Source organism: Sphingomonas sp. Leaf23 (assembly GCF_001421585.1).
In the GTDB taxonomy this organism is placed as follows: domain Bacteria; phylum Pseudomonadota; class Alphaproteobacteria; order Sphingomonadales; family Sphingomonadaceae; genus Sphingomonas.
The window spans coordinates 1-25,395 of record NZ_LMKR01000001.1 but is presented as its reverse complement, the minus strand read 5'-3'; the positions used below and the strand labels follow the sequence as shown (position 1 = coordinate 25,395).

The 25,395-nt window shown below is 67.8% G+C and carries 23 protein-coding genes and 1 tRNA gene; 3 read left to right on the top strand and 21 right to left on the bottom strand.

All coding sequences use genetic code 11. The features are described from left to right. Positions 1–109 precede the first annotated feature (109 nt). The 21 genes from ftsA to ASE67_RS00020 all read right to left on the bottom strand — a co-directional run bounded on the left by ftsA (position 110) and on the right by ASE67_RS00020 (position 21,303). A complete protein-coding gene (gene ftsA / locus ASE67_RS00120) occupies positions 110–1,369 on the bottom strand; it encodes a cell division protein FtsA (RefSeq protein WP_055755658.1) in 1,260 nt (419 codons plus the stop codon). Between the two features lie 15 nt (positions 1,370–1,384). Continuing rightward, entirely contained in the window at positions 1,385–2,317 is a 933-nt protein-coding gene (locus ASE67_RS00115; protein ID WP_055755656.1) for a cell division protein FtsQ/DivIB, read from the bottom strand. Next, positions 2,314–3,237, bottom strand: coding sequence for a D-alanine--D-alanine ligase (locus ASE67_RS00110; protein WP_268795337.1), 924 nt, complete (start codon positions 3,235–3,237; stop codon positions 2,314–2,316). The genes ASE67_RS00115 and ASE67_RS00110 overlap by 4 nt, the downstream gene beginning before the upstream one ends. Before the next feature lie 139 nt (positions 3,238–3,376). After that, positions 3,377–4,258 (bottom strand): UDP-N-acetylmuramate dehydrogenase, encoded by an 882-nt coding sequence (murB, locus tag ASE67_RS00105; protein WP_055755654.1) that lies wholly within the window; start codon positions 4,256–4,258, stop codon positions 3,377–3,379. Next, complete coding sequence (locus tag ASE67_RS00100) at positions 4,255–4,449, bottom strand: hypothetical protein (RefSeq protein WP_055755652.1); 195 nt, start codon at positions 4,447–4,449, stop codon at positions 4,255–4,257. Before ASE67_RS00100 ends, murB begins: the two co-directional genes overlap by 4 nt. After that, positions 4,446–5,852 (bottom strand): UDP-N-acetylmuramate--L-alanine ligase, encoded by a 1,407-nt coding sequence (murC, locus tag ASE67_RS00095; RefSeq protein ID WP_055755649.1) that lies wholly within the window; start codon positions 5,850–5,852, stop codon positions 4,446–4,448. Before murC ends, ASE67_RS00100 begins: the two co-directional genes overlap by 4 nt. Continuing rightward, a complete protein-coding gene (gene murG, locus ASE67_RS00090; protein WP_055755648.1) occupies positions 5,849–6,994 on the bottom strand; it encodes an undecaprenyldiphospho-muramoylpentapeptide beta-N-acetylglucosaminyltransferase in 1,146 nt (381 codons plus the stop codon). Before murG ends, murC begins: the two co-directional genes overlap by 4 nt. Beyond that, positions 6,991–8,214, bottom strand: a complete 1,224-nt coding sequence (locus ASE67_RS00085; protein ID WP_200909338.1) for an FtsW/RodA/SpoVE family cell cycle protein — start codon at positions 8,212–8,214, stop codon at positions 6,991–6,993. Before ASE67_RS00085 ends, murG begins: the two co-directional genes overlap by 4 nt. 5 nt (positions 8,215–8,219) lie before the next feature. After that, positions 8,220–9,575: a UDP-N-acetylmuramoyl-L-alanine--D-glutamate ligase gene (gene murD, locus ASE67_RS00080; protein WP_055755643.1), complete on the bottom strand. Its 1,356-nt coding sequence runs from the start codon at positions 9,573–9,575 to the stop codon at positions 8,220–8,222. Beyond that, positions 9,572–10,642 (bottom strand): phospho-N-acetylmuramoyl-pentapeptide-transferase, encoded by a 1,071-nt coding sequence (gene mraY, locus ASE67_RS00075; protein WP_055756841.1) that lies wholly within the window; start codon positions 10,640–10,642, stop codon positions 9,572–9,574. The genes murD and mraY overlap by 4 nt, the downstream gene beginning before the upstream one ends. Beyond that, positions 10,642–12,012 (bottom strand): UDP-N-acetylmuramoyl-tripeptide--D-alanyl-D-alanine ligase, encoded by a 1,371-nt coding sequence (locus ASE67_RS00070; protein ID WP_235511782.1) that lies wholly within the window; start codon positions 12,010–12,012, stop codon positions 10,642–10,644. Before ASE67_RS00070 ends, mraY begins: the two co-directional genes overlap by 1 nt. A gap of 1 nt (position 12,013) precedes the next feature. After that, on the bottom strand, positions 12,014–13,429 hold the full coding sequence (locus ASE67_RS00065) for a UDP-N-acetylmuramoyl-L-alanyl-D-glutamate--2,6-diaminopimelate ligase (RefSeq protein WP_055755639.1): 1,416 nt from the start codon (positions 13,427–13,429) through the stop codon (positions 12,014–12,016). Then, positions 13,426–15,141 (bottom strand): peptidoglycan D,D-transpeptidase FtsI family protein, encoded by a 1,716-nt coding sequence (locus ASE67_RS00060; RefSeq protein ID WP_055755637.1) that lies wholly within the window; start codon positions 15,139–15,141, stop codon positions 13,426–13,428. Before ASE67_RS00060 ends, ASE67_RS00065 begins: the two co-directional genes overlap by 4 nt. After that, positions 15,138–15,707 carry a hypothetical protein gene (locus tag ASE67_RS00055; RefSeq protein WP_055755636.1) on the bottom strand — a complete coding sequence of 190 codons (570 nt, stop codon included), beginning with the start codon at positions 15,705–15,707 and terminating at the stop codon, positions 15,138–15,140. Before ASE67_RS00055 ends, ASE67_RS00060 begins: the two co-directional genes overlap by 4 nt. Beyond that, the gene (rsmH, locus tag ASE67_RS00050; protein WP_443025521.1) at positions 15,707–16,627 is read right to left on the bottom strand and encodes a 16S rRNA (cytosine(1402)-N(4))-methyltransferase RsmH; all 921 of its coding nucleotides are present in this window, start codon (positions 16,625–16,627) and stop codon (positions 15,707–15,709) included. Before rsmH ends, ASE67_RS00055 begins: the two co-directional genes overlap by 1 nt. Positions 16,628–16,653: 26 nt before the next feature. After that, on the bottom strand, positions 16,654–17,121 hold the full coding sequence (locus ASE67_RS18350; RefSeq protein WP_055755632.1) for a division/cell wall cluster transcriptional repressor MraZ: 468 nt from the start codon (positions 17,119–17,121) through the stop codon (positions 16,654–16,656). A gap of 394 nt (positions 17,122–17,515) precedes the next feature. Continuing rightward, on the bottom strand, positions 17,516–17,797 hold the full coding sequence (locus ASE67_RS00040; RefSeq protein ID WP_055755629.1) for a hypothetical protein: 282 nt from the start codon (positions 17,795–17,797) through the stop codon (positions 17,516–17,518). Positions 17,798–17,809: 12 nt separating this feature from the next. Next, positions 17,810–18,802 carry a cysteine synthase A gene (locus ASE67_RS00035; RefSeq protein WP_055755628.1) on the bottom strand — a complete coding sequence of 331 codons (993 nt, stop codon included), beginning with the start codon at positions 18,800–18,802 and terminating at the stop codon, positions 17,810–17,812. A gap of 109 nt (positions 18,803–18,911) precedes the next feature. Continuing rightward, the gene (locus tag ASE67_RS00030) at positions 18,912–19,703 is read right to left on the bottom strand and encodes a LysR family transcriptional regulator (RefSeq protein ID WP_055755626.1); all 792 of its coding nucleotides are present in this window, start codon (positions 19,701–19,703) and stop codon (positions 18,912–18,914) included. Beyond that, positions 19,700–20,098, bottom strand: coding sequence for a Co2+/Mg2+ efflux protein ApaG (apaG, locus tag ASE67_RS00025; RefSeq protein ID WP_055755623.1), 399 nt, complete (start codon positions 20,096–20,098; stop codon positions 19,700–19,702). The genes ASE67_RS00030 and apaG overlap by 4 nt, the downstream gene beginning before the upstream one ends. After that, positions 20,095–21,303 (bottom strand): trans-sulfuration enzyme family protein, encoded by a 1,209-nt coding sequence (locus ASE67_RS00020; protein ID WP_055755621.1) that lies wholly within the window; start codon positions 21,301–21,303, stop codon positions 20,095–20,097. The genes apaG and ASE67_RS00020 overlap by 4 nt, the downstream gene beginning before the upstream one ends. An 88-nt stretch (positions 21,304–21,391) precedes the next feature. On the opposite strand from ASE67_RS00020, the gene recJ reads away from it, so the two are divergent. From recJ to ASE67_RS00005, 3 genes are all read left to right on the top strand, one after another. Further along, positions 21,392–23,155, top strand: coding sequence for a single-stranded-DNA-specific exonuclease RecJ (recJ, locus tag ASE67_RS00015; RefSeq protein WP_055755619.1), 1,764 nt, complete (start codon positions 21,392–21,394; stop codon positions 23,153–23,155). A gap of 69 nt (positions 23,156–23,224) precedes the next feature. Then, positions 23,225–23,299: transfer RNA gene (locus tag ASE67_RS00010), tRNA-Glu, on the top strand. Positions 23,300–23,397: 98 nt separating this feature from the next. Beyond that, positions 23,398–25,299, top strand: coding sequence for a site-specific integrase (locus tag ASE67_RS00005; protein ID WP_156348440.1), 1,902 nt, complete (start codon positions 23,398–23,400; stop codon positions 25,297–25,299). Positions 25,300–25,395: the final 96 nt, after the last annotated feature.

The following is a 25,395-nucleotide window of genomic DNA, read 5'->3' as shown; positions in this document are numbered from 1 at the left end:
CTCGGTCTCCCTGTCCCGGCCGGCACCGGGCACAAAATTCGATAGGCGGTTGTGCATCAAGCCGAAGGACGATCCTAGCCCCTCCACCCGGCCCGATGGTAATAAATCGTCAATAGTTGGCGCGAAATGCGGTCAACAGACGCTGGAACAGTGCCCCCGTGCTGGGGCGCGACACCATTTGCTGGGTCGGCTGCAACGCGCGCAGATCGACCGGGTTCGATGCGGCGAACATGGCCAGCCCGGCGAGCGTCGCGAATCCCGGCCCCGAATGTGCATCGGGCAGCGCGACCAGCCCGCGTGCGCGGCCGACACGCACCGGCCGGCCCAGCGCCTGCTGCGCATAGTCGGCGATGCCCTTCAGCTCGGCCCCGCCGCCGGTCAGCACGACCTGTCGCCCAACGGGATCGTCGAAGTTCAACCGGCGGAGTTCCTTGGAGATTTCGGCGACCAGCCGGTCGAGCCGCTGGCGGATGACCGAGATCAGCTGCGCGCGGGTGATGCGCGTGCCCTCCGCATCCTCGTCCGCGCGGACGGGGGCGACGTCGATCATGTCGTGATTGTCGCGCGGGGACATGTTGGCCGATCCGTAGAAGCATTTCAGCCGCTCGGCCTGCGCGCGGTTTGTGCCGAAGGCCGACGCCACGTCGTCGGTAATGTCGCTGGCCCCCATCGCGATCGAGGCGAGGCCGGTCAGCACGCCATTGGCAAAGACCGAGACATTGGTGATCCCCGCGCCGATTTCGACCAGCGCGACACCCAGTTCGCGTTCTTCCTCGGACAGGCAGGCAAGGCCGGTAGCGACGGGCGCGGCGACGATCGACTTGGTTTCGAGATGTGCCGAGCGGACGCACAGGTCGAGGTTGCGCACCGGCGACCCTTCGGTGGCGACGACATGGATTTCGACGCCGAGGCGATCGGCGTGCAGGCCCTTCGGCTCCTTCACGCCGCCGAGACCGTCGAGCGTGTAGCGCATCGGCTGCGCGTGCAGCACCATCCGCTGGCCCGGATCGATCGCGTTGCGACCGGCCTTCAGCAGCGCGTCGATATCCGACTGTTCGACGCGGTGGCCGCCCAGATCGACCTCCAGCTTGACGATGTCGGACACCAGCCCGCCAGCCGAAAAGCTGACCCACACATCCTCGATATTGAAACCGGCGATGCGTTCGGCCTGCTCCACCGCCTCGCGTACCGCCGTCTCGGTCGCCTTCATGTCGGCGATATAGCCGCGCTTGACGCCGCGGCTCTCGCGCTGGCCGGTGCCGAGTACGGTCAGTTCGCCGCCCTCCCCCGGCTTCGCGATCAGCGCGGAGACCTTCGACGTACCGATGTCGAGCGCGGTGATGATCCCTTCCGGTGCTACCTTCGCCATGTCCCTGCCCCCTTGTCAGTCGCCATCGACCGGTTTCGCGGTCGACGCGGCATTGCCCTGTTCAGTGCCGTCATCGCCGTTATCCGGTGTCGCATGTTTCATCCGCACGACTAGCTTGGTCGGATCGCGCAGGTCGAACCGGTCATAGCCCTTGCCCAGCAGGCCGAGCGTCCCGTCGAGCTGCGCGAACTTCACCAGCGCGCGCGCCGATTCCTTGTCGCCTTCGGGCAGGACCAGCCGCTCGCCGGTCTGGAACAGGATGTCCCAGCGACGATTGCCGACCCATACCGCCGCCTTCACCACCGGTTTCAGCGCGGGCGCGGCGGCCATTAGCTTGCGATAGGCCGGTTCCTGCGCGTTGGCGCCATCGCCGATGACCAGCGGCAGGCGCGGCATCTTGTTGGGCTGTACGCCGTCGAGCAGCACGCCGCCCTCGTCGATCAGCATCAGCTGGCCCTTGTTCTGCCAGACGGCGGCGGGGTCGCGTTCGACCACATCGACGACCAGCGTATCGGGCAAGCGGCGCGAGACGCGGGCATCGGCGATCCAGCCATAGTCGAGCAGCTTCTGCCGCGTGGCGTCGAGATCGACCAGCGGCATCGCCCGCGACCGCTGGTCGAGCGCGACGGCATAGACCGAGGTCGCGTCCATCCGCTTGAGGCCGGTCACCTCGATCTGTTCGACGCGGAAACCCGCCGCGCCGACTGCTTCGGCCGCCGCGACACCGATCGCGCCGAACAGGCCGAACCAGTTGGCGAGCGCCAGCGCAATGGCCCCTGCCCCGGCGGTCAGGCTCCAGCCGACGATGCGGCGCGCGGTGGCCGCCCCGCCGGGGAGCGCGGCGACGGCCTGGTCGAGCACCGAAGCGCGCACCGCGCGCTTTGCCTGGACGCGACGCTTGGGCTTGACGGTGCGGGTCTGGACGACGCGCTTGCCGGTCTGGGTCATCGCATCGCCTCTTCCACGATCCAGCCGACGAGTTGTTCGTAGCTCATGCCGACATGGCGCGCCTGTTCGGGGACCAGGCTCAAGGGGGTCATGCCGGGCTGGGTATTGGTTTCGAGGACGAACAGGCCGTCGATGCCCAGATGGTCGTCCCAGCGGAAATCGGTGCGCGACGCGCCCTTGCACCCCAGCACGCGGTGCGCGGTGACCGCGTACGCCATGCACGCCTGCGCGATGTCGTCGGGAATGTCGGCCGGGCAGACATGTTCGGTCATGCCGTCGGTATATTTGCTGTCGTAATCGTAGAAGCCGCTCTTGGGCTTGAGTTCGGTCACGCCCAGCGCGCGGTCGCCGAGCACGGCGGTGGTCAGCTCGCGGCCGCGGATGAAGGGTTCGGCGAGGAGTTCGTCGAACTCGGCCCACGGCCCCTTCGACGCTTGCGCGATCGGGTTGCCATAGTTGCTGTCGTCGGTGACGATGGCGACGCCGACCGACGATCCTTCGCTTACGGGTTTCAGGACATAGGGGCGCGGGAGCGGATCGCGCTCGTAGAGTTCGGCGGTCTTGACGATGCGGCCGCCGGGCATGGGCACGCCGGCGGGAACGAGCGCGTGCTTGGTCAGCACCTTGTCGATCGCGATGACCGAGGTGGCGAGGCCGCTATGGGTGTAGCGCAACCCCATCAGGTCCATCATGCCCTGCACCGTGCCGTCTTCGCCCGGTGATCCGTGGAGTGCGTTGAACACGAGGTCGGGCTTCGCCTCGGTCAGGCGCGCGGCGATGTTGCGGTCCATGTCGATGCGGGTGACGCGGTGGCCGAGCGATTCGAGCGCGGTCGCTACGCCTGCGCCGGACATCAGCGAGACTTCGCGTTCCGACGACCAGCCGCCCATGAGGACGACGATGTTGAGGGGGTCGGTCACGCTTCAATCTCCAATAGGTCGAACGTCAGCACGGCGCAGGCCGGGATCCATGGATAGGCAATCGTTGCGGCTCCATCGAATCGGCCCGTGTCCATGGATTCCGGCTTTCGCCGGAATGACGGTTGGTGGCGAACGAAGGTCACGCCCGCCCTACCCGCTGGATTTCCCATTCGAGCGTCACGCCGGATTGTTCCAGCACCTTCGCACGCACGTCCTCACCCAGCGCTTCGATATCGGCGCTGGTGGCGTTGCCGGTGTTGAGCAGGAAGTTGCAGTGCTTTTCCGACACCTGCGCATCGCCGCGCATCAGCCCGCGACAGCCCGCGGCGTCGACCAGCGCCCAGGCCTTGTGACCGTCTGGGTTCTTGAAGGTCGAACCGCCGGTCTTCGATCGCAACGGCTGCGATGCTTCGCGTGCCGCCGCGATGCGGTCCATTTCGGCCTGGATCGTAGCCGGCTCGCCCGGTTCGCCGCGAAAGGTCGCCGCGACGACGATCGCGCCTTCGGGCAGATCGCTGTGGCGGTAGCGGTAGTTGAGGTCGGCTTGTCCCAGCGTGGTCAGCGTGCCGTCGCGCGTCACGACCTGCGCCTCGACCAGCACATCGGCGACCTCGCGGCCATAGGCACCACCGTTCATCCGCACGAAGCCGCCGACCGTGCCGGGGATCGAACGCAGGAATTCGACACCGGCGATGCCTGCATCGCGCGCGGTCGAGGAGACGAGGATGCCACTCGCCCCGCCGCCGCAGGTAAGCGTCAGGCCGTCGGCCGATACCTTCGCGAACGGCTTGCCGAGGCGCAAGACGACGCCGGGGACGCCGCCGTCGCGGACGATCAGGTTGGAGCCGAGGCCCAGCCCCATCACCGGCACCGCCGGGTCGAGTGCGCGGAGGAAGTCGCACAGATCGTCCGTGTCGGCCGGTTCGAACAGCCACTCCGCCGCGCCGCCCGCCTTGAACCAGACGAGCGGGGCCAACGGGGCGTTCGCGGTCAGCTTGCCACGAACCGGCGGCAGGGTCATTTGCCGCTACCCCAGAAACGCGCCCAGGCGGTCCATGCCTCTGCCTGCGCATCGACGATCTGCTTGCCGACCTGCGTGAGGTCGCGCTGTTCGGCGGTGTCGAGCAGCTTCTTGGCGGCGTCCAGCTGCGCCTGCTGCGCGCGCAGGATTTCGCGCTGCATCTCGATCGCGGTGGAGAACCAGTCGCTCATGTGAGCTTCTCGCCAATCGCGGCGGGGAGGCCGGCGGCGATCTTGGTGATGTCGCCTGCGCCGAGGCAGACGATCAGGTCGCCGTCCTGCCCTTCCGCCGCGAGTGCCGATGCCAGCGCATCCTTGTCCGCCGCGACCTGTGCCGAACGGTGGCCGCGCAGGCGGATGCCGTCGACCAGTGCCTCGGCGCTGACGCCCTCGACCGGCGTTTCGCCGGCGGCGTAGACGGGGAGGACATGGACGGCGTCGGCGTCGTTGAACGCCTGCGCGAACTCGTCCATCAGCGCACCCAGCCGCGAATAGCGGTGCGGCTGCACGACCGCGATCACGCGGCCACCGGTCGCTTCGCGCGCGGCGGACAGGACGGCGCGGATTTCGACCGGGTGGTGGCCGTAATCGTCGATCACGGTCATGCCGGCGACCTCGCCGATGCGGGTGAAGCGCCGCTTCACGCCGCCGAACTTGGCAAAGCCCTGCGCGATGGTCGCGTCGTCGAGGCCCAGTTCGACGGCGACGGCAATCGCCGCCAGCGCGTTCTGGACATTGTGGCGGCCAGCCATCGGCAGATGGATGCCCGAGATCGTGCGGGTGTTGCCGTCACGGTCGCGGACCACGCAGTCGAAGCGGTTGCCGTCGCGGCCCGCCGTCACCTCGACACCGCGCACGTCCGCCTGTGCGGCGAAGCCGTAGGTCACGATGCGGCGGTCGCGGATGCGCGGGATCAGCGCCTGTACCTCGGGGTGGTCAAGGCACAGCACCGCCGCGCCGTAGAAGGGCACGTTCTCGATGAACTCGACATAGGCGTCCTTCGCCCGGTCGAAGCTGCCATAATGGTCGAGATGTTCGGGGTCGATATTGGTGACGACCGCGATCGTGCCGTCCAATCGCAGGAAGCTGCCGTCGCTTTCGTCCGCCTCGACCACCATCCAGTCCGACGCGCCGAGGCGCGCGTTCGAGCCGTAGGAGTTGATGATGCCGCCATTGATGACGGTCGGATCGACGCCACCGGCATCGAGCAATGCGGCGATCAGCGAAGTCGTCGTCGTCTTGCCGTGCGTCCCCGCGACCGCGACCGTCGATTTCAGGCGCATCAGCTCGGCGAGCATCTCCGCGCGGCGGACCACCGGGATGCGCTTCGCCAGCGCATGGTCGCGCTCGGGATTGCCGGGCTTGATCGCGGTCGAGGTGACGACGACCGCCACGCCCTCCACATTCTCCGCTCGGTGGCCGATATGCACGTCGATGCCGCGCGCGCGGAGACCATCGACGACATAGCCCTCGGCCACGTCCGATCCCTGCACCTTATAGCCGAGATTATGCATCACCTCGGCAATGCCCGACATGCCGATGCCGCCGATGCCGACGAAATGGATCGTGCCGATGTCGGTAGCGACGCCCTTCACGCAAATGCTTCCTTCTGTCGTTTGGCGGGGGCGATCTTGCCCACTTTCGCCTTGGGTGCGTCGATGCTCTCGACCAGATCGGCGAGGTCGCGGACGGCGAACGGGCGGCCGCAGCTTCGCGCGCGCGCCGCCGCATTGGCGAGCGCGGCGGGATCGAGGCCGAGCTTCTGGATCTGCTTGGCGAGTTCCGGTGCGGTGAACTGCGGCTGCTGGATCGAGCGCGCACCGCCTGCCGCCACGATCTCGCGGCAGTTCGCGGTCTGGTGGTCGTCGGTCGCGCCGGGCAGTGGCACGAGGATCGCCGGCCGGCCGGCGGCCGTCAGCTCGGCAATGGTCGACGCACCGGCGCGGGCGATCACGACATGGCTCCATGCCAGCCGGTCGGGCAGGTCGGGCAGATAGGTCGCGATCTCGGCGGGGATGCCGTGCTCGGCATATTTCGCGCGCACCGCGTCGATGTCCTCGATCCGCGCCTGATGCGTCACCTGCATCCGGCGGCGAAAGGCGACCGGCAGCAGTGCTAGGCCGTCGGGCACGACCTGGCTGAGGATGCTCGCGCCCTGGCTGCCGCCGGTGACCAGCACGCGGAAGATGCCTTCCTCGTCCAGCGCCGGATAGGGACGTTCGCGCAGGGCAAGGACGCTTTCGCGCACCGGGTTGCCGACCAGATGCGTCTTGGGGACGTGGCTGTCCTTCAGCCGATCGACCCGTTCGTAGCTGGTGGCGATACCATGCACGCTGCCCGCGACCAGCCGGTTGACCCGGCCGAGCACGGCATTCTGTTCATGGATGATCGTCGGTACCTTCTGCGCGAAGGCGGCCAGCAGCGCCGGCAGCGCCGGATAGCCACCGAAGCCGATCACGGCAGAGGGGCGGAAGGTCTTGTACAGCTCGATCGCCATCGACCGCCCGGCCAGCATCTGCCGCGCGGCCTTCGCCCAGCCGATCGGGCCGCCGCTCAGGCGCCCGGCGGGCAGGACATGGGTCTGGATGCCGTCGAACAGGTCGGGAAAGCGCACGCCGCGTTCGTCGCTGACCAATGCCACGCGGTGGCCGCGCCGGGTCAGTTCGGTCGCCAGCGCCGCGGCCGGGACCATATGCCCCCCGGTGCCCCCGGCGGCGAGGACATAATGCTTGCTCATTTCGCTCCGCTCCAGCGCTGTGGGCCGTAAGGTGAGCGGCTCAGATACGGGTTCCGGCGCGTGAAAGCGAGCAGCAGCCCCATGCCGATCGACAGCGCGATCATCGACGACCCGCCGTACGAGATGAACGGCAGCGTCATCCCCTTTGACGGGGCGATACCGACATTGACCGCCATGTTGATGAGCGCCTGCGCCCCGAACTGGATGGCGAGGCCGGCGGCGGCGAGCAGCTTGAACGCGTCCTCTTCATCCAGCAGCCGGACGAAGACGCGGACGACGATGGCCAGGAAGATGACGGCGATGATCGCGCAGGCGATCAGGCCGAATTCCTCGCCCACCACCGCAAAGATATAGTCGGTATGCGCCTCGGGCAGCTTGAACTTCACCCGCCCGCCGCCCGGCCCCGTGCCGATCACGCCACCGGCGGTCAGCACGGCATGGGCCATGTCGACCTGATAGCTGTCGGTCGCAGCGCTCGCCGGATCGGGGAACAGGAAGCCGTCGATGCGGACGCGTGCCGTGCCGTAGAAGGTGTAGGCAGCGGCGACCATGCCGACCCCGGCCGCCGCCAGCAGCGCCATGGTCCGCACCGGAATGCCCGCGATCACCAGCAACGCCGCCCACACGCCGCAAAAAATCACGGTCTGGCCGAAATCGGGCTGGAGCATCAGGCAACCTGCGATGACGGCGGTCAACGCGCCGGTGACCCACAACATCGGCAGCTGCGGGTCCTTGGCACGCAGCGACAGCAGCCAAGCGGTTGTCACGATGAACATCGGTTTCAGGAACTCGGACGGCTGGAACTGCCCGACGCCGAGGTTGATCCACCGCCGTGCGCCGTTCGCCTCCACGCCGACGAAGGGCGTGACCATCAGTGCCAGCACCAGCACGGCGGCACCCAGCAGGCATAGCCGCCGCGCGACCGTGACCGGCAGCATCGACACGACGATCATCACCGGGAAGGAAAGCGCGATCCACCCGGCCTGTCGCCAGAAATACATCATCGGCGGCACGGTGACGTCGCCACCCGAATAGCGCACGGCCGAGGCAGGCGACGCGGCGGCGACCGCGACCAGGCCGATGGCGATCAGCACCATCGCGATCAGCAGCAGCACCCGGTCGACTTCGCGGAACCACGCGCCGATCGGCGAGCGCGCGCTGCGCCCCTGCAGCGTCTCCACCCGTTGGCGCAGTGCCCGGACGTCGCGCCCGCGGCCCATATCGGTCATGCCAATGCCCCCACCGCCGCTGCGAAGGCACGCCCCCGCGCTTCGAAATCGCTGAACTGGTCGAACGACGCACATGCCGGCGACAGCAGCACGGTATCGCCGGGTCGCGCCGCTGTCGCGGCCAATTTTACCGCTTCGTCCAATGTGTTGGCGATGGTTACCGGAAGGTCGGGCGCGAGCAGCTCGGCGAACCGCTTGGCGGCGGTGCCGATGGTGTAAGCGTGGACGACATTGCCGAAACCGGGGCGGCAGGCGTCGAGGTCGTCGGACTTGGCGAGGCCGCCGACGATCCAGTGGATGCGCTGGAACGCATTGAGCGCGGGCGCGGTGGAATCGGGGTTCGTCGCCTTGCTGTCGTCGACATAGGCGACGCCGTTCACATCGGCGACATGGGCCATGCGGTGCGGGAGCGCGCGGTAGCTCCGGAGGCCGTCGCGGATGGTATCGGCGTCGAGGCCGAGCGCTTCGCAGACGGCAATGGCAGTCAAAGCGTTCTGGGCATTGTGCGGGCCGGCGAGCGCGGGTCCGTAGGCGGGCGCGTCGGCAGGTACGGCGATGCGCGTCGCATGCGGCAGCGTGTCGGCGATGGCGGCGGACGTCGCATCGCCAGTGCCGATGATCGCGGCATGACCGGCGGACTGCATCGCGAACAGCCGGGCCTTCGACGCGGCATAGGCTTCGAACCCGGCATAGCGGTCGAGATGATCGGGGGTGATGTTGAGCAGCACTGCGACGTCGCAGTCGAGGCTGTAGGTCAGGTCGATCTGGTAGCTCGACAGTTCGAGGACATAGACGCCACCGGCGGGCAACGGGTCCTGTGCAAGGATCGGCAGGCCGATATTGCCGCCCATGCGCGTGGGGACGCCGGCTTGGTCTAGGATATGGTGGATCAGCGCAGTGGTGGTCGACTTGCCGTTGGTGCCGGTGATGCCGACGACCTTGTGCGGCGGCAGTTCGCCGCGGGCCTGCGCGAAGAGTTCGATGTCGCCGATGATGGGGGTGTCGCCGGCGTGCTGGGCGATCGGGTGGCGGTTGAGCGGCACGCCGGGGGACACAACGATGCCATCGAAACCGGTGAGGTCGATCGTCAGCGGGTCGGCAAACACCAAAGCCCTCTCCCCCATGGGGGAGAGGGTTGGGAGAGGGGGTGTCGCGGGCGATGTCGTAGAAGAAGCCCCCTCTCCCCGACCCTCTCCCCGCAAGCGGAGAGAGGGAGAACGGCGCGCCTCATCCCCGTCCCACGCGACGACCTCCGCGCCGCCGGCCAGCAGCGCGCGCACCGTCGCCGCGCCCGAGCGCGCCAGCCCCAGCACCGCGAACCGTTTCCCCGCCCAGGCCGCAGCGATAATCACCGCAGCTTCAGCGTCGAGAGGCCAGCGAGCGCCAGCACGAAGGCGATGATCCAGAAGCGGATCACGACCGTCGCCTCGGCCCAGCCGAGCTGTTCGAAATGATGGTGGATCGGCGCCATGCGGAAGATGCGCTTGCCAGTACGCTTGTACCAGAACACCTGGATAATGACGGAGAGCGCCTCGACCACGAACAGGCCACCGATGATCGCCAGTACGATTTCGTGATGCGACGACACCGCGATCGCGCCGAGTGCACCGCCCAAGGCAAGACTACCGGTATCGCCCATGAACACCGCCGCCGGGGGGGCATTGTACCACAGGAATGCCAGCCCCGCCCCGACGATCGCGCCGCAGAACAGCGCAAGGTCGCCCGCGCCCAGTACGTGCGGGATGCCGAGATAGGAGGCGAACTTCGCATTGCCGACCATGTACACGATCAGCATCAGCGCGACCGAGGCGATGATGACCGGCATCGTCGCAAGGCCGTCGAGACCGTCGGTCAGGTTCACCGCATTGCCGAACGCGACGATCGTGAAGGCGGCGAACAGGATGTAGAACGGCCCCAGATCGATCGCGACGTTCGAGAAGAACGGTACGTAGAGCATCGTGCCGGTCTGGCGGATGATGATCCAGCTGGCGATGCCGGCGATCAGGAATTCGAGGAGCAGCCGCGTGCGCCCGGAAACGCCCGCCGTGCTGGCCTTCCGCACCTTGTCATAATCGTCGAGGAAGCCGATCGCGGCGAACCCCAGGGTCACGAACAGACACGCCCAGACGAAGGGGTTGGCGAGGTCCATCCACAGCAGCACCGAGGTGGCGAGCGCGGTCAGGATCATCAGCCCGCCCATGGTCGGCGTCCCACGCTTGGCGAGGTGGCTTTGCGGCCCGTCGAGGCGGATCGGCTGCCCCTTCCCCTGCCGCACGCGCAGCCAGCCGATGAAGCGCGGGCCGATGACCAGCCCGATCAGCAGCGCCGTCGCCGTCGCCGCGCCGGTGCGGAACGACAGGTAGCGGAAGAGGTTCAGAACCCCCGGAAAGCCGAGATATTCGGCGATTTCGTACAACATCAGCCCTGGCCCCACAGGTCGGCGACGACCCGCGCCAGCCCCACCCCGTTCGATCCCTTTACAAGTACCGCGTCCCCCGGCAGCAGCAGGTCGGACAGGACCTGCGCGGCGGTGGCGGCGTCGGGCACATGGACGGTTTCGATGCGCCCCTCAAGCGCCTTGGCGAGCGGAAGCATCCCCTGCCCCACCAGCACGGCGCGCGAAACGCCCGCTTCGTCGATGGGGACCGCAAGGGCGGCGTGATAGGCGTCCGACGACTCGCCCAGCTCACGCATTTCGCCGAGTACGGCAATGCGGCGATCGGCACGCTCGGCGGCCAGCACCTTCAACGTCGCGCGCATCGATGCGGGGTTGGCGTTGTAGCTTTCGTCGATCAGCAATGCCTCGCCACCCGCCAGCGTGACCTTGCGGCGGGCACCGCGCCCGGCGAGACCCGCGAGGTCGGCGAGCGCGAGGCCGGCGACGCCCAGATCGCCGCCGATCGCGTCGACCGCCGCCATGACGGCGAGCGAGTTGGCAACCCAATGTTCGCCCGGCGGGGCCAGCGTATAGCTGACCTCCCGCGTGCCCAGTCGCGCGGTGACAAAGCTGTCGCCGCCCGACATGCGGACATGCTCGATCGCGCAGACGTCGGCGCCGTCGCGCAGGCCGAAGGTCACGATCTTGGCAGCATGGGGCCGCGCGGCGGCGATGAGCGTGTCGCGGTGCGGGCTGTCGAAGGGGATGATGGCTATGCCGCCATCGACCAGTCCTTCGAAAATCTCGCCCTTGGCGCGGGCAATCGCGTCTTCGCCGGTGAAGAATTCGGTGTGCGCCGGGGCGATCGTGGTTACGATCGCCACCTCAGGACGGACCAGCCGGGTCAGTTGCGCCAGTTCGCCCGCATGGTTCATGCCCATTTCGAACACTGCCGCGTCGCAAGTGGCCGGCATCCGGGCGAGGCTCAGCGGCACGCCGGTATGGTTGTTGTAGCTCTTGACCGAACGATGCGCGTTGCCGTGGGTGATCCGGTCGAGCGCGGCGAACAGCGCTTCCTTGGTCCCGGTCTTCCCCACCGATCCGGTCACGCCGATGATCCGCGAGGCGGTGCGTGCGCGCGATGCCGTGGCGAGCTGGTTCAGCGCGACGGTCGTGTCGTCGACCAGCACATGCGGGCCATCGACCGGCCGCGCAACGATCGCCCCCGCCGCCCCTTGCGCGAAGGCCTGGTCCGCGAAGCGGTGGCCGTCGGTCGCCTCGCCCGATAGCGCGACGAACAGGTCGCCCGGCCCCACTTCACGGCTGTCGAAGGCGACACCGTTCGCGGTGAAATCGGTGGAGGCGGTGCCCCCGGTCGCGGCGGCGATGGCGGCGGCGGTCCAGAGCGGCAGGTCAGCCGGCACAGTCACGCGCCACCTGTACGTCATCGAACGGGAGGATCATGTCGCCGACGATCTGACCCTGTTCATGGCCCTTGCCCGCGATCAGCACGATGTCGCCCGGCTGGGCCATATCGCACGCCGCGCGGATCGCGGCGCGGCGGTCGCCGATCTCGGTCGCGCCCGGCGCACCGGCCAGCACCTGCGCACGGATTTGCGCGGGGTCTTCCGTGCGAGGATTGTCGTCGGTAACGATCGCGACATCCGCCTGTGCGGCGACGACCTCGCCCATCGGCGCGCGCTTGCCATTGTCGCGGTCGCCGCCCGCGCCGAACACGACGATCAGCCGCCCCTCGGCATGGGGACGGAGCGCAGCGATGGCGGCTTCGAGCGCGTCGGGAGTGTGCGCATAGTCGACATAGACCGGCGCACCGTTGGGCAGGATCACCGCGCGCTCCAGCCGCCCGCGCACCGGCTGCAACCGGGCAAGGCCAGCGAGCGTCGCTGCAAGCGTGCCGCCGGTCGCCAGCACGAGGCCGGCGGCGGTCAGCGCGTTCGCCGCCTGATAGGCACCGATCAGCGGCAACTGCACCTTGTGCGTCGCGCCCTCCGCCTCGATCGTCAGCGCTTGGCCGAGCAGGCTCGGCTCCCGCCCGATCAGGCGCAGCGTCTCGCCATGTTCACCAACGGTGATGAGGCGATTGCCGCGTACCCGCGCGAGGTCCATCACCCGGTCGGCATGGGGGTCGTCGATCCACACCACGACCGTGCCGTCATCGGCAAGCACTTCGGAAAACAGGCGCAGCTTGGCGGTCAGGTAGCTCGCCATGTCACCATGATAGTCGAGGTGATCGCGGCTGAGATTGGTGAAGGCCGCCGCACGAACCGGGAGTCCCTCGGTGCGATATTGCGACAGGCCGTGGCTCGACGCCTCGAACGCGACATGGGTCACGCCCTCGCGCGCCAGCCCTGCGACGTTAGACAGGAAGGTGACGATATCGGGCGTGGTCAGGCCGGTGACGACGCGTTCGTCGGCGGTGGTGACGCCCAGCGTGCCGATCGAGGCGGCGTGATGCCCCTGCATCCGCCACAACTGGCGCACCATTTCGACGGTGCTGGTCTTGCCGTTGGTGCCGGTCACCGCGACGCAGGTCGGCGGGAACGGCGCGAAGAATTGCGCGGCGGCGCGGGCGAACGCCTCGCGCGGGTCGCGCGCGGCGATGTGGACCGCGCCCTCCACGACCGCTTCGGGCCGCGCCACGACGGCAATCGCGCCGGCGGCGATCGCGGCGGGAATGAAGTCCTCGCCATTCACCCGTGCGCCTTCGAAGGCGCCGAAAATCGTGCCGGGTGCGACCTTGCGATGATCGATCGCGAAGCCGGTCACCGTCTGCGGTTCGTCACCGCCCGTGATGGTTCCTAATTTCATTCGACGTTCGCCAGCTTCTTCGCATCCCCCGGCGCCCGCCACAGCAGCGAACGCAGTCCGGCGAGGTCAATATCGGCATTGCCGTCGGGAATCACCCCCAGCAGCGGCCCGGTGCGCGAAATCACCCGGCTGACCACCGGCGCGGCGGTCCATGCGGCGGTGGTGAAGCCGAAGGTTTCCTTCGTTCCCTTCGGGCTGTCGAGCATGGCGATCACGACATAGCGCGGGCGATCCATCGGAAAGACGGCGGCAAAGGTCGAGACGTTGACCTTCTTCGAATAGCCGCCGCCTGCGCCGACGGTTTCGGCGGTGCCGGTCTTCCCGCCGACGCGGAAGCCGGGTGCCTCGGCCTTCTTTCCCGTACCGTCGGTGACGATCAGGCGCAGCAGGCCGCGCATCTTGGCGCTGGTCGCTTCCGAAAACACGCGGCTGCCGGCCGGGGCCTGACCGGGCTTCAGCTTCAGCATCGTCGCCGGGCGCCAGATGCCGCCATTGACCAACGCGGCATAGGCGCTGGCGAGGTGCAGCGGCGTCACCGCGATGCCATGGCCATAGGCGGTGGTCATCGTGGTCGTGCGGCCCCAGTAATGCGGCCAGATGGTGCGCGACTTTTCCAGTTCGATGTCGGGCGCGGTGTCGAAATGCAGCGCACGGAACAGGTTCTCCATCCGCGCCTGCCCCATTTCGTCGGCGATGCGGGCGGTACCGATGTTCGACGAATGGACGAGGATCTCCGGCACGTCGAGCCACCGCTTCTGCGCATGATCGTCGCGGATGCGGAAGCCGCCAACGGCCAGCGGCTGGGTCGCGTCATAGCGCTTCGACAGCGACGGCACGACGCCGCTGTCGAGGGCGGCGGCCATCGTCAGCGGCTTGAACGCCGACCCCAGCTCGTACACGCCCTGCGTCACCGTGTTCATCTGTCCGGTGTTCGCGGTCACGGCATTGGGGTTAAACGTCGGCAGCGAGGTCATGGCGATCACTTCGCCGGTATCGCTGTCCAGCACGATGCCGCCCGCGCCGCGTGCCTGGAACACCGCCATCGCGTTGGCGAGTTCGCTTTCCAGTGCGGCCTGCACCCGCAGGTCGAGGCTGAGTGCGACCGGCCGCCCACGCTCGGCCGGGTCGACCAGCCGGCCGTTCAGATACTTCTCCATGCCGCGCACGCCGCGCCCATCCATGTCGAGATAGCCGAGCGCATGGGCCGCCATCGCACTTTGCGGATACAGGCGCTCCGGTTCGCGGCCGAGCACGATGCCCGGATCGCCCAGCGCATTCACCGCCTGCACCAGTTCGGGCAGCGCGCGGCGGCGCAGATAGACGAAATTGCGCTCCAGGTTCAGCTGCGCATAATAATAGCCGACGTCATGTTCGGGCATCAGCTCGGCGAGCTGCTGCGCCAGCTGCTTCTTGTCGCCGATCACCTTGTCCGGGCGCACCGCGATCGACCAGGCGTCGATGGTGCGGGCGAGCGGCGCGCCGTTGCGATCGACCAGATCGCCGCGCAGCGGAACCAGCGCCGCCTCCGCCGCGATCGCCGAACGCGGCTCGGCCGCGACCGCCAGCAGCATCAGCCGCGCGAGAATGACCGTGACGCCCGCCGCGAACAGCAGCATCAGCACCATCAACCGGTAATGGGCGATGTTGACCAATGTGTGCCGCGCACCATCGGATCGTTGCTGGTTGAGGGGGGGCGCCACGACGACGATCACGGCCTGGCCGCTTCCTTGCGTGCCGAGCGGGCAAGATCGGCCATGGTCGCGTCGCTGAGCAGCGTGCGGTCGAGCATCGCCACCGCCCGCGCCTTGGCGGGGATCACCGCCGCTGTCCGCACCGCGCCGACCGGCTTCACCACCGGCTTGCCCTTTTCACCCTTGGCCGGGGTCGCGACGGGCGCGGCGGCGAGGGTCGGTTCGGGCGCCGCGGCGGCCATTTCCATCGGCGCGCTGGGTACGACATAGGCGAGCGCGACATTCCCCCCCTCGGTACGGCCCGGCAGCGACGCCAGCTGATGCTCGCCGCCGACATATTGTTCGGCGCGCGGCGCGGCGAGCGCCAGCACGTCACCGTTCCAGCGTTCCAGCTGCGCCATGTTCGCGCGGGTGTCGAATTCGGTTTCCAGCGCGCGGATATCCTTGCGCGCCTGCACGATCGAGCGCTCGACCGCCTCGACCCGGCCGCGTTCCGCCGCGCCCTGCGAGATGACGAGATAGAAGGCCGGCGCCATCACGCCGACCGCCACCAGTTTGCCCAACGTCCCGAACCCGAACGCACCCATCACATCGCACTCCCGTTCGAACTCCACGGCGCGGACGCCGTGCGAAGGCCCGAGCGCAGCGTAGCCGACCGTGCGCGCGGGTTAATCGAAATTTCTTCGTCACTTGGCCGCACCGCCTTGGCAATGTCGCCAAAGCTGGGCGCCGGCCCCTGCGCCACGACCGGGCGATGGCGCGAGCCGGCCGGCATCGCCCCGCCGCGCTCCCGCAGGAACCGCTTCACGATCCGGTCCTCGAGGCTGTGGAAGCTGACGACCGACAGCCGTCCGCCGGGCCGCAGCACCCGCTCCGCCGCGGCGAGGCCGGCGGTCAGTTCGCCCAGCTCGTCGTTCAGGTGGATGCGGATCGCCTGGAACGCGCGGGTCGCCGGGTCCTTCTTTTCATGCGGACGATGACCCAGCGCGCGGCGGACGACGGCGGCCAGTTCGCCGGTACGCTCCAGTGGCCGCGCGCCGATGATGAAGTTCGCGACGCGGCGATGGCGCGGTTCCTCGCCATACCGGTCGAGCACGTCCGAAATCTCGGCCTCGGCGGCGGTGTTCAGCCACTCGGCGGCGGTGATCCCCTCGCGGCTCATCCGCATGTCGAGTGGGCCGTCATACTGGAACGAGAAGCCGCGATCGGCCTGGTCGAGCTGCATCGAGGACACGCCGATGTCCATCACGACGCCATCGACCGCATCGATATCGCGCGCGGCCAGCTCGCTCGCCATCGCCGAGAAGGGCGCGCGGATCAGCGTCAGGCGATCGCCCGCCTCGGCCAGCAGCGGCGCGGCGGCATCGTGCGCGGTCGGATCGCGGTCGAACGCGATCACCCGCGCACCGGCGGCCAGCATCGCGCGGGTATAGCCGCCCGCGCCGAAGGTCGCGTCGACATGGACCTCGCCCGGCTGGATCGCGAGCGCAGCGACCGCCTCGGTCATCAGGACGGGGACGTGCGGCGCGTCGGTCACAACAGCCCCTTTTCTTCCATCAGGAATTCGCACAGCTCGCGCGTGTCGGCGTCGATCTCCATGTCGGCGATCAGCGTGTGCGGGTCCCAGATGTTGAACGTGTCGCCGCGCCCGTGGAAGAACGCCCATTTGTCGATCTTGGCACGGCGGCGATAGAAGGTCGGCAGGACGAACCGCCCCGCGCTGTCGAACGGTGCGGTTTCGAGGTTGCCGAACGCCTTGCCCGCGACATTATAGTCGGTGTCGGCGTCCTCGTCGCTGCCCTGGGGTTTGCGCGAATAGAGGATCTTCGGCCAGGCGGCATCGAAGGCGCTGAGGCAGACATGCTTGGCGTGCCGTTTGAGCAGGAGTTCGCGGGCGTCGGCGTTCTTCTCCAGCACCGAGCGCAGCTTGGCAGGCACCGCGACGCGACCCTTCGCGTCGACTGCCTGTAGCCCGTAGCTCAGGTAGAGTTCCCTCTCCAACACAGCCCCTGTTCGGTCACGCAGGAGAAGCGTCGACCGCCGGCAAATACGCGCCGGGCAGTGTGTAACGACGATCCCAGGACCTGCCCCCTGTGACGCCTCGAGACGTACCAAAATGCAACATGGGTAACAATGGGAGAAGTTGGGTGAGAGTGGGAAAAAGCACCACTTGAATAGCAGATTTTGGGATGTACGTTGTTTGTTCTCACCGTATTTTTGGGTGAGCGCGGGCGCGGCGATGGGACCGTGCCCCACTGGCGATGGGACGGACTGGGAAGGCGTGGGAAATGCGGGCCGATCCGCTACCCGAGCGAAGGCCAGGACCTACGGCGGTGCCTGTCTCCGCTATCGTTGGGAAAGCCGGCTTTCGACGGGACGACGCGCGTGGCCGGGATCAGCGAATCTCGGGAGTCGCGATATTCCCGCTGGGCGCAGCCCCAGGCGAAATGCCGAGTTCGGCCAGCGGTTCGTCCGGGTTACCGGTCGGAGTGAGATTCGCGACCGCCAGATTGGCCTGTTCCTCGACCGTCGCGACATCCTCGCCGATCGGCGCCTCGTCGATCGCCGAGCGGAACAGGGCGCTGGCGAGCACGATCAGCAGCACGACCAGCACCAGTCCGGTCGCGCCGACGCGCAGGCGTTGCAGTAATTGGGATTGGTCCGATCGCGGCGTCATCTGGGCGCGGTGTTACGCCGAAGTCGTCCCGCTGTCGACCGCCAACCCCTTGGCCGCCAGCCATTCGGGATTGTACAGCGTGGACAGATAGCGAAAGCCGGTATCGCACAGGATCGTCGCCACCCGGCTGCCCGGCCCCAATTGCCGCGCGAGCAGCACCGCACCCGCAACGTTGATCCCCGACGACAGGCCGAGGCACAGCCCCTCCTCCGCCAGCAGCCGGCGGACCCAGACCATGCCCTCCTCGTCCGACACGCGGAACTGGGTGTCGATCGGCGCACCGTCTAAGTTCGCGGTGATCCGCCCCTGCCCGATCCCCTCGGCGACCGACGATCCTTCGGAGCGCAATTCGCCATGGGCATAATAGTCGTACAGCGCCGCGCCGTGCGGGTCGGTCAGCGCGATGGTGACCGATTCGTCCTTTTCCTTCAGCCCCAGCCCGACGCCGGCCAGCGTACCGCCGGTCCCCGCCGCACAGGTGAAGCCATCGATCCGGCCGTCCATCTGTTCCCAGATTTCGGTAGCGGTCCCGACGATATGCGCGCGACGATTGGCGATATTGTCGAATTGGTTCGCCCAGATCGCGTTGGGCGTTTCCTCGGCGATACGCCTGCTGGTGTGCACGAAATGGCCGGGGTTCGAATAGGGCGCGGCCGGCACCAGCACCAGTTCGGCACCCAGCGCGCGCAGCGTGTCCATCTTCTCGCGGCTCTGCGTCTCGGGCATCACGATGATCGTGCGATAGCCCTTGGCATTGGCGACCAGCGCGAGGCCGATGCCGGTATTGCCCGCCGTCCCCTCGACGATCGTCCCGCCCGGCTGGATGAGGCCTCGCGCTTCCGCATCCTCGACGATCGACAGCGCGGCGCGGTCCTTCACGCTGGCGCCGGGATTGGCGAATTCGCACTTGGCGAAAATCTCCGCCCCCGCCGCTTCGCTCGGCCCCTTCAGCCGGACGAGCGGGGTGTTGCCGATCAGGGCGAGCGTATCGAGAGCAGTATGCATGGGTTCCAGATGGCGCGGACGGCGCAACACGGCAAGGCGGCGGCGCGGTAGAATGGGTTGAGGGCAGGCAATAGTGGCTTGGGGGTGGCTGAGGGGGGTACCTTGGGCGCTACCCCGCCAGCACGTCCACCAGCGCCTTCACCTTCGCCTGCCGCCACTGTGGCAAGGGTGCGACCAGCCAATAGCCGAGCCGCCCGGACTTGGGCTCGCCGGTCACCGCGACGCGCCCGGCAGCGATGTCGTCGCGGGCGAGCAGTTCGGGCACGGTCGCCCGCCCCAGCCCCGCCGCCGCCGCATCGATCGCGAGACCGGCATCGGCGACGCGGACCAGCGCGGTCGCATCCTCCGGGTTGCAACCGGGCCAGCCGATGCGGGTATCCGCCCCGCCACCGACGCGTTCGACGGTGACCATGCCGTCCGACTCGAGCGCCTCGCCCTCATGCGCGCCCGGCCCCTCACCCCAGCGGATCGCGAGGTCGAGATTGGCTTCGGTGAAGTCGAGCGCATCGTCCGCCGCGACCAGCGCGAAGCGCAGTTCGGGATCGGCGGCGGCGATGCGCGACAGGCGCGGGAGCAGCCATTTTTGCGTGACGTCGCGCGGCGCGGCGATGGTCAGCGACTTGGACGATTGTCCCGCCTGCATCGCGCGCACCGCTTCCTCGAACTGCAGGAAGCCGCCGCGCAATGCTGCCAACCCGGCCTCACCCTCCGGCGTCAGTTCGAGGCCACGGGTCGTGCGGCGGAACAGGACGACGCCCAGCGTATCCTCCAGCGCGCGGACCTGCTGGCCGACGGCCGCCGGGGTCACCGCCAATTCGTCGGCGGCGCGGGTGAACGACAGATGGCGGGCCGCCGCGTCCAGCACGCGCAGGCCGTTGAGCGGAAGGTGCGTCCGCTTCATGCGCCGACCGCCGGTGCCAGCAGCCCGAAGCGTGGAATGGCCACGTCGAACGTCTCCCCGTCATCGGCCAGCATGTGATAGCTCCCCTGCATCGCCCCGCTGGAGGTCGACAGCGGACAGCCCGACACATAATCGAAGCTGCCGCCCGGTTCGATCACGGGCAGTTCGCCGATCACGCCTTCGCCCTCCACGCTATGCCGTTCGCCGCGCCCGTCGGTGATGATCCAGTGGCGGGTAAGCAGCTGCACCGTCCGTTCCGAATCATTCTCGATCCGGATGTGATAGGCCCAGAACCAGCGCCCCTGCGCGGGCTGCGACTGTTCGGGCAGATAGGTCGCCGATACCCGCACCACGATACCGCCGGTCGTCGCCTCGTGCGGGAACAACGCCTTCATAGGGCGACCGCCCGCAATGCCTGATCGAGGTCGACGATCAGGTCTTCCGGGTCCTCCAGACCCACATTGATGCGGATCATTCCTTCGGAAATGCCCATCTCGATCCGCTTTTCCTCGGCCACGCCCGAATGGGTGGTGGAGGCGGGATGCGTCATCAGCGAGCGCGAGTCGCCGATATTGTTCGAGATATCGATTAGCTGCAGCGCATCGAGCAGGCCGTGCGCCTGGGCGCGACCACCATCCAGTTCGAACGAGAAGATCGGCCCGGCCATCTTCATCTGGCGCATGCACAGCGCGTGCTGCGGATGGCTCGGCAAGCCGGGCGCATTGATCTTCGGCACGCGTCCTTCGAGGAAGCTCGCGACCTTCAGCGCGTTTTCCGACTGGCGCATGACCCGCAGGTCGAGCGTCTCCAGCCCTTTCAGCACCACCCAGGCGTTGAACGCGCTGAGCGTCGGCCCGGTGTTGCGGGTGAAGGGCAGCAGCACGTCGTCGATGAACGCCTTCGTCCCGCAGACGGCACCGGCGAGGACGCGGCCCTGCCCTTCCATCAGCTTGGTCGCGCTATAGGCCACCACGTCCGCGCCGAACTCCATCGGGCGTTGCAGCGCCGGGCTGGCAAAGGCGTTGTCGACCACGGTGACAATGCCGCGCTCGCGCGCCGCCGCGCAGATCGCGGTCAGGTCGGCGACGTCCATCGTCGGGTTGGCCGGCGTTTCGAAGAACCAGACCTTCGTGTTCGGGCGACTGGCATCGATGAACGCCTGAGTGTCGCGCGCATCGACCACATCGGTTTCGATGCCGAACTTCGGCAGCAGCGTGTCGGTCAGCCACCGGCACGACCCGAACGCCGCCCGCCCGCCGACCAGATGGTCGCCCGACGACAGCTGGCTGAGCAAGGCCGCGGTCATCGCCGCCATGCCGGTCGCCATGGTGCGACAGCTCTCCGCCCCTTCGAGCAGGGCGATACGCTCTTCCAGCATCTCGACCGTCGGGTTCTGCAGCCGCGAATAGGTCATGCCGACCTGTTCGCCCGCGAACCGCGCGGCGGCGTCGCCGGCACAGTCATAGGCATAGCCCGAGGTGAGGAACAACGCCTCCGACGTCTCGCCATATTCGCTGCGTGCGGTGCCCCCGCGCACGGCCTGCGTTGCGGGACGCCAGGTGGCGGTGATGCTGCGGTCTTGTCCGGTCTTGCGCTTCATGGCGCCGTCTTTGCGCGTTTGCCCCTCAAATTTCCAGAGGAGATGCGCCCCGCTGGACCCACCTGCCCCCACGGGGTACAGCGCGGCGATGCGTTCCGTACTCAATGTGCATCGCTCCATTCTGGGCCAGCCGTGGCGCTGGCGCGGGTTGGAGGGCGATGTGTGCGACGACGGGTTCGTCGCCGACGATCTCGTCACCCGTATCCTGCTGGCCCGTGGCTGCCCGCGCGAGGGCATTGCCGCGCACAAGGCGCCCAGCATCCGCGAATTCATGCCCGATCCGTCGATCTTTCGCGACATGGACCGCGCCGCAGATCGGCTCGCCGATGCGGTGATGGCGCAGGAGCCGATCGCGATCTTTGGCGATTACGACGTCGATGGCGCGACGTCGGCCGCGCTGCTGGTGCGGTTGCTGCGCGACCTGGGCCTGGCCGCCCGCCCCTATATCCCCGACCGGCAGCGTGAGGGATATGGCCCCAACGCGCCGGCGATGCTGCTGCTGGCGGGCGAAGGCGCGACGCTGATCGTCACGGTCGATTGCGGCGCGCAGGCGTTCGAGGCGCTGGCCGCCACCCGCGACGCCGGGGTCGATGTGCTGGTGGTCGACCATCACCAATGCACCACCGCGCTTCCCCCCGCGCTCGCCATCGTCAACCCGAACCGGCTCGATGAGGGCGAAGGCGCGGCGCACGGCCATCTGGCGGCGGTGGGAGTCGCGTTCCTGCTGGCGGCGGCGCTGGTGCGGACGTTGCGCGCACGCGGTTTCTTTGCCGGCCGTACCGAACCGAAGCTGCTCGACCTGCTCGACCTCGTGGCGCTCGGCACCGTCGCCGATGTGGCGCAGCTGCGCGGGCTGAACCGGGCGTTCGTGGCCCAGGGGCTGAAGGTCATGGCCCGACGGCAGAATATCGGTATCGCCGCACTGATCGAGGCATCGCGCCTGACCCGCGCGCCGACCGCCACCGACCTCGGCTTTGCGCTAGGGCCACGCATCAACGCCGGCGGACGGGTCGGCAAGTCCGATCTCGGCGTTCGCCTGCTGACGACGCAGGACCCGGAGGAAGCCCGCACCCTTGCGGTCGAACTCGACCGGCTGAACGAGGAACGCCGGTTGATCGAAGGCGATGTGCAGGCATCGGCCGACCTGTCGGCGCGCGCGCAGGAATCGCGCGGCTGCGTGGTGGTGTCCGGACGCGGCTGGCATCCGGGCGTCATCGGCATCGTTGCCGGGCGGCTGAAGGAAAAGCTCGGCCGCCCGGTGCTGGTCATCGCCATCGACGACCATGGCGTGGGCAAGGGTTCGGGCCGGTCGATCCCCGGCGTCGACATGGGGGCGGCGATCCTTGCGGCCAAGGAACTCGGGCTGGTCAGCGCGGGCGGCGGCCATGCGGCGGCGGCCGGCGTGACCGTGGCGGAGGACGCCATCCCCGCGCTCGCCGATTTCCTGCACCAGCGCATGGCCGAACCGGTCGAGCGCGCTCGCGAGGATCGCGCACTGCTGGTCGATGCGGTGCTCGCCCCCGGCGGGGTCAGCCCGCTGCTGATCGAGGCGCTGGAGGCCGGTGGCCCCTATGGCATGGGCTGGCCCGCCCCGCGCGTGGCGGCAGGCCCGGTGCGGATCGTGAAGGCGGATATCGTCGGCAACGGCCATGTCCGCGCGATCCTGACCGGCGACGATGGCCGCCGGTTCAAGGGCGTGGCCTTTCGCCAGGCTGAAACCGATCTGGGCATAGCACTGCTGGGCGCACCGCCGCACCGCAAGCTGTGGCTGGCGGGCCGCGCAAAGCTCGACGACTGGGGCAGCCGCCCGGCCGCCGAACTGCATATCGACGACATGGCGTGGGCGGATTGAGCAAAAAATCTGAAATAGCTGTTGACCGATCGCCGACCCTCTTCTAACAGCCCGTCCACGCCACCAGATGGCCCCTTCGTCTAGCGGTTAGGACGCGGCCCTTTCACGGCTGAAACACGGGTTCGATTCCCGTAGGGGTCACCATCTCCCAGCTAAGTAGCGGAGATTGGCGGAATACCAGCAAAATCAACGCTTCGTTAGGCGCCCAGTGCTACAAAAGGGTGCTACATATGGGGCGTCGGATGTCGCATTCCGTCAGGCGTAAAAAATCGAAGAACGAGCAGTTCCGCATGGTCGTACCGGCCGACCTCCGAGCGATGGTCGGCAAGACCGCGTGGACGGAGAGCCTCGGCACAACCGACCCGCTGCTGGCCGCGGAGAAGCGCGGCATGCTGATTGCCCGGCACAAGGCGCTCATCCGCGAGTTGCGCGACGCCAGCGGCCGTCGGGCGGAAGTCGAAGCGCTGGCGTTGCTCGATCGGGCTTTTGCCGGACTCGCGGTAGCGCGCGGATCGATGGACGCAGCCGTCGGCCAACAGCTAAATCTGCTCGCCACCTTCGTGTGTGACTCATGGGCCGGCGGCGAGGAAGCCGGCCAGCCGCAATGGTGGGGCGACATACCCGCCCATGAACCTGCGACCATCATTGATGTGGTGCCATCGATCGACGCCGAGCCCGAACGCGACGTGTTCCGGCTCCGCGCCGAGATCCTCGAAGGGCGCGGGATCGCCGACGGGCTGGTCTATCAGGAATTGGCGACGATCCTGCTGCGTCGGCGCGTATTCCGCCCGATCTGGTTCGTGGTGAGCTACATGCGGTCGATCGAGCCGCGCCTCGATCTCGAGCCCGACGACGTGTATGATGCTGTCGCCGAAGCCTATTTGCGCAAGCTAGCCGAGCATCGGTTCGACCACTGGCCGTCCAATATCCACGCGGCCATGATCCCGTTCGCGCAGACAAACGCTCCGCCGCCCATCAACCTGCCGTCCCTTCCGGCGAAAGCTGCCGCCCCGACATCTGGTCGCCACAACGGTCTGCTCGCCATGCCGCTGACCGAGGCGTGCCGCTACTGGCAGGAGCAGCGCCGTCCCGGTGCTTCGGCGATCACCGAAGCGAAGCGGGCAGTCGCACGCTTCGTCGCACTATTCGGCGACGTGGTGGTGGGCGACATAACCCGCGACCAAGTCATCGAATTCCGCAATCTCGTATCCGACATACCGCCGCAGACCGAACTGGCACGCGTGGTCGCGTCGGGGCGGACCCTACGCTCGGTTATCGACGCAGCGCGGCAAGCGCGCCGCGAGTGGGAAGCTGGCGACCGCAACCAGCCTGCCCCCGACCGGCTGGCACCGGGGTCGGTCAAAAAGGATGTCGGCGCGATCAGCTCCATCCTCGGCAAAATCCAGTCCGATCTCGGACAGGGCGTCAACGTCGCCGCCGACATCGAGATCGCTGGCTATTCCAAGACGCGCAAGGGCCAGAAGCGGCCGCGCTTGCCGTTTACCTCGGCGATGATGCAGACGTTGTTCGACTCGCCGCTGTTCACCGGTTGCGCAGGCAAGGGAGATGCGGCACGCGCCAAGCCGGGGCCGCACGTCTATCAGGATGAACTCTACTGGTGCCTGCTGTTCGGGGTCGTTGGCGGCCCACGACTGGGCGAGATCGGCCAGATCGCGCTCAAAGACATCCATGAGTGTGATTTGCGCCGGACCTACGGTGACGAGTTCGAGGGCCGCTGCACCTATGTCCATATCACCGGCACCGGCAAGGACCAGCACGTCAAGACCGAAGCATCGGAGCGCTACGTCGTCATTCACGAGCGTTTGATCGACCTCGGATTCCGTGACTATGTCGAGCGCCGCCGGAAAGCCGGGCATGCCCGACTGTTCGATCTTGAACCCGACCGCAACGGCAATTTCGTCAAGGAATTAAGCCGCCGGCTGAACCGCTATCTTGATCGTGTGGTGACGGAAGATCCCCGCTACGTCTTCCACTCGACCCGGCATGAGTTCACCGACCGCGCGGATCTGAGCCAAATCCCGACGCGCGTCGCCAATTCGATCAAGGGACATTCCAATGCCACCGAAGGCGACAAGTACGGACTGGTCTCGATTCTGCACCAGCATGTTCACCTTGCGAACTGACGTGCTCCCCGGGAATCATGCCACTGGTAAGTTAGCTCGTCAGATGGAGACGAGCGATGCGGCGAGGCCGTTTTACCGAGGATCAGATCATAGGCG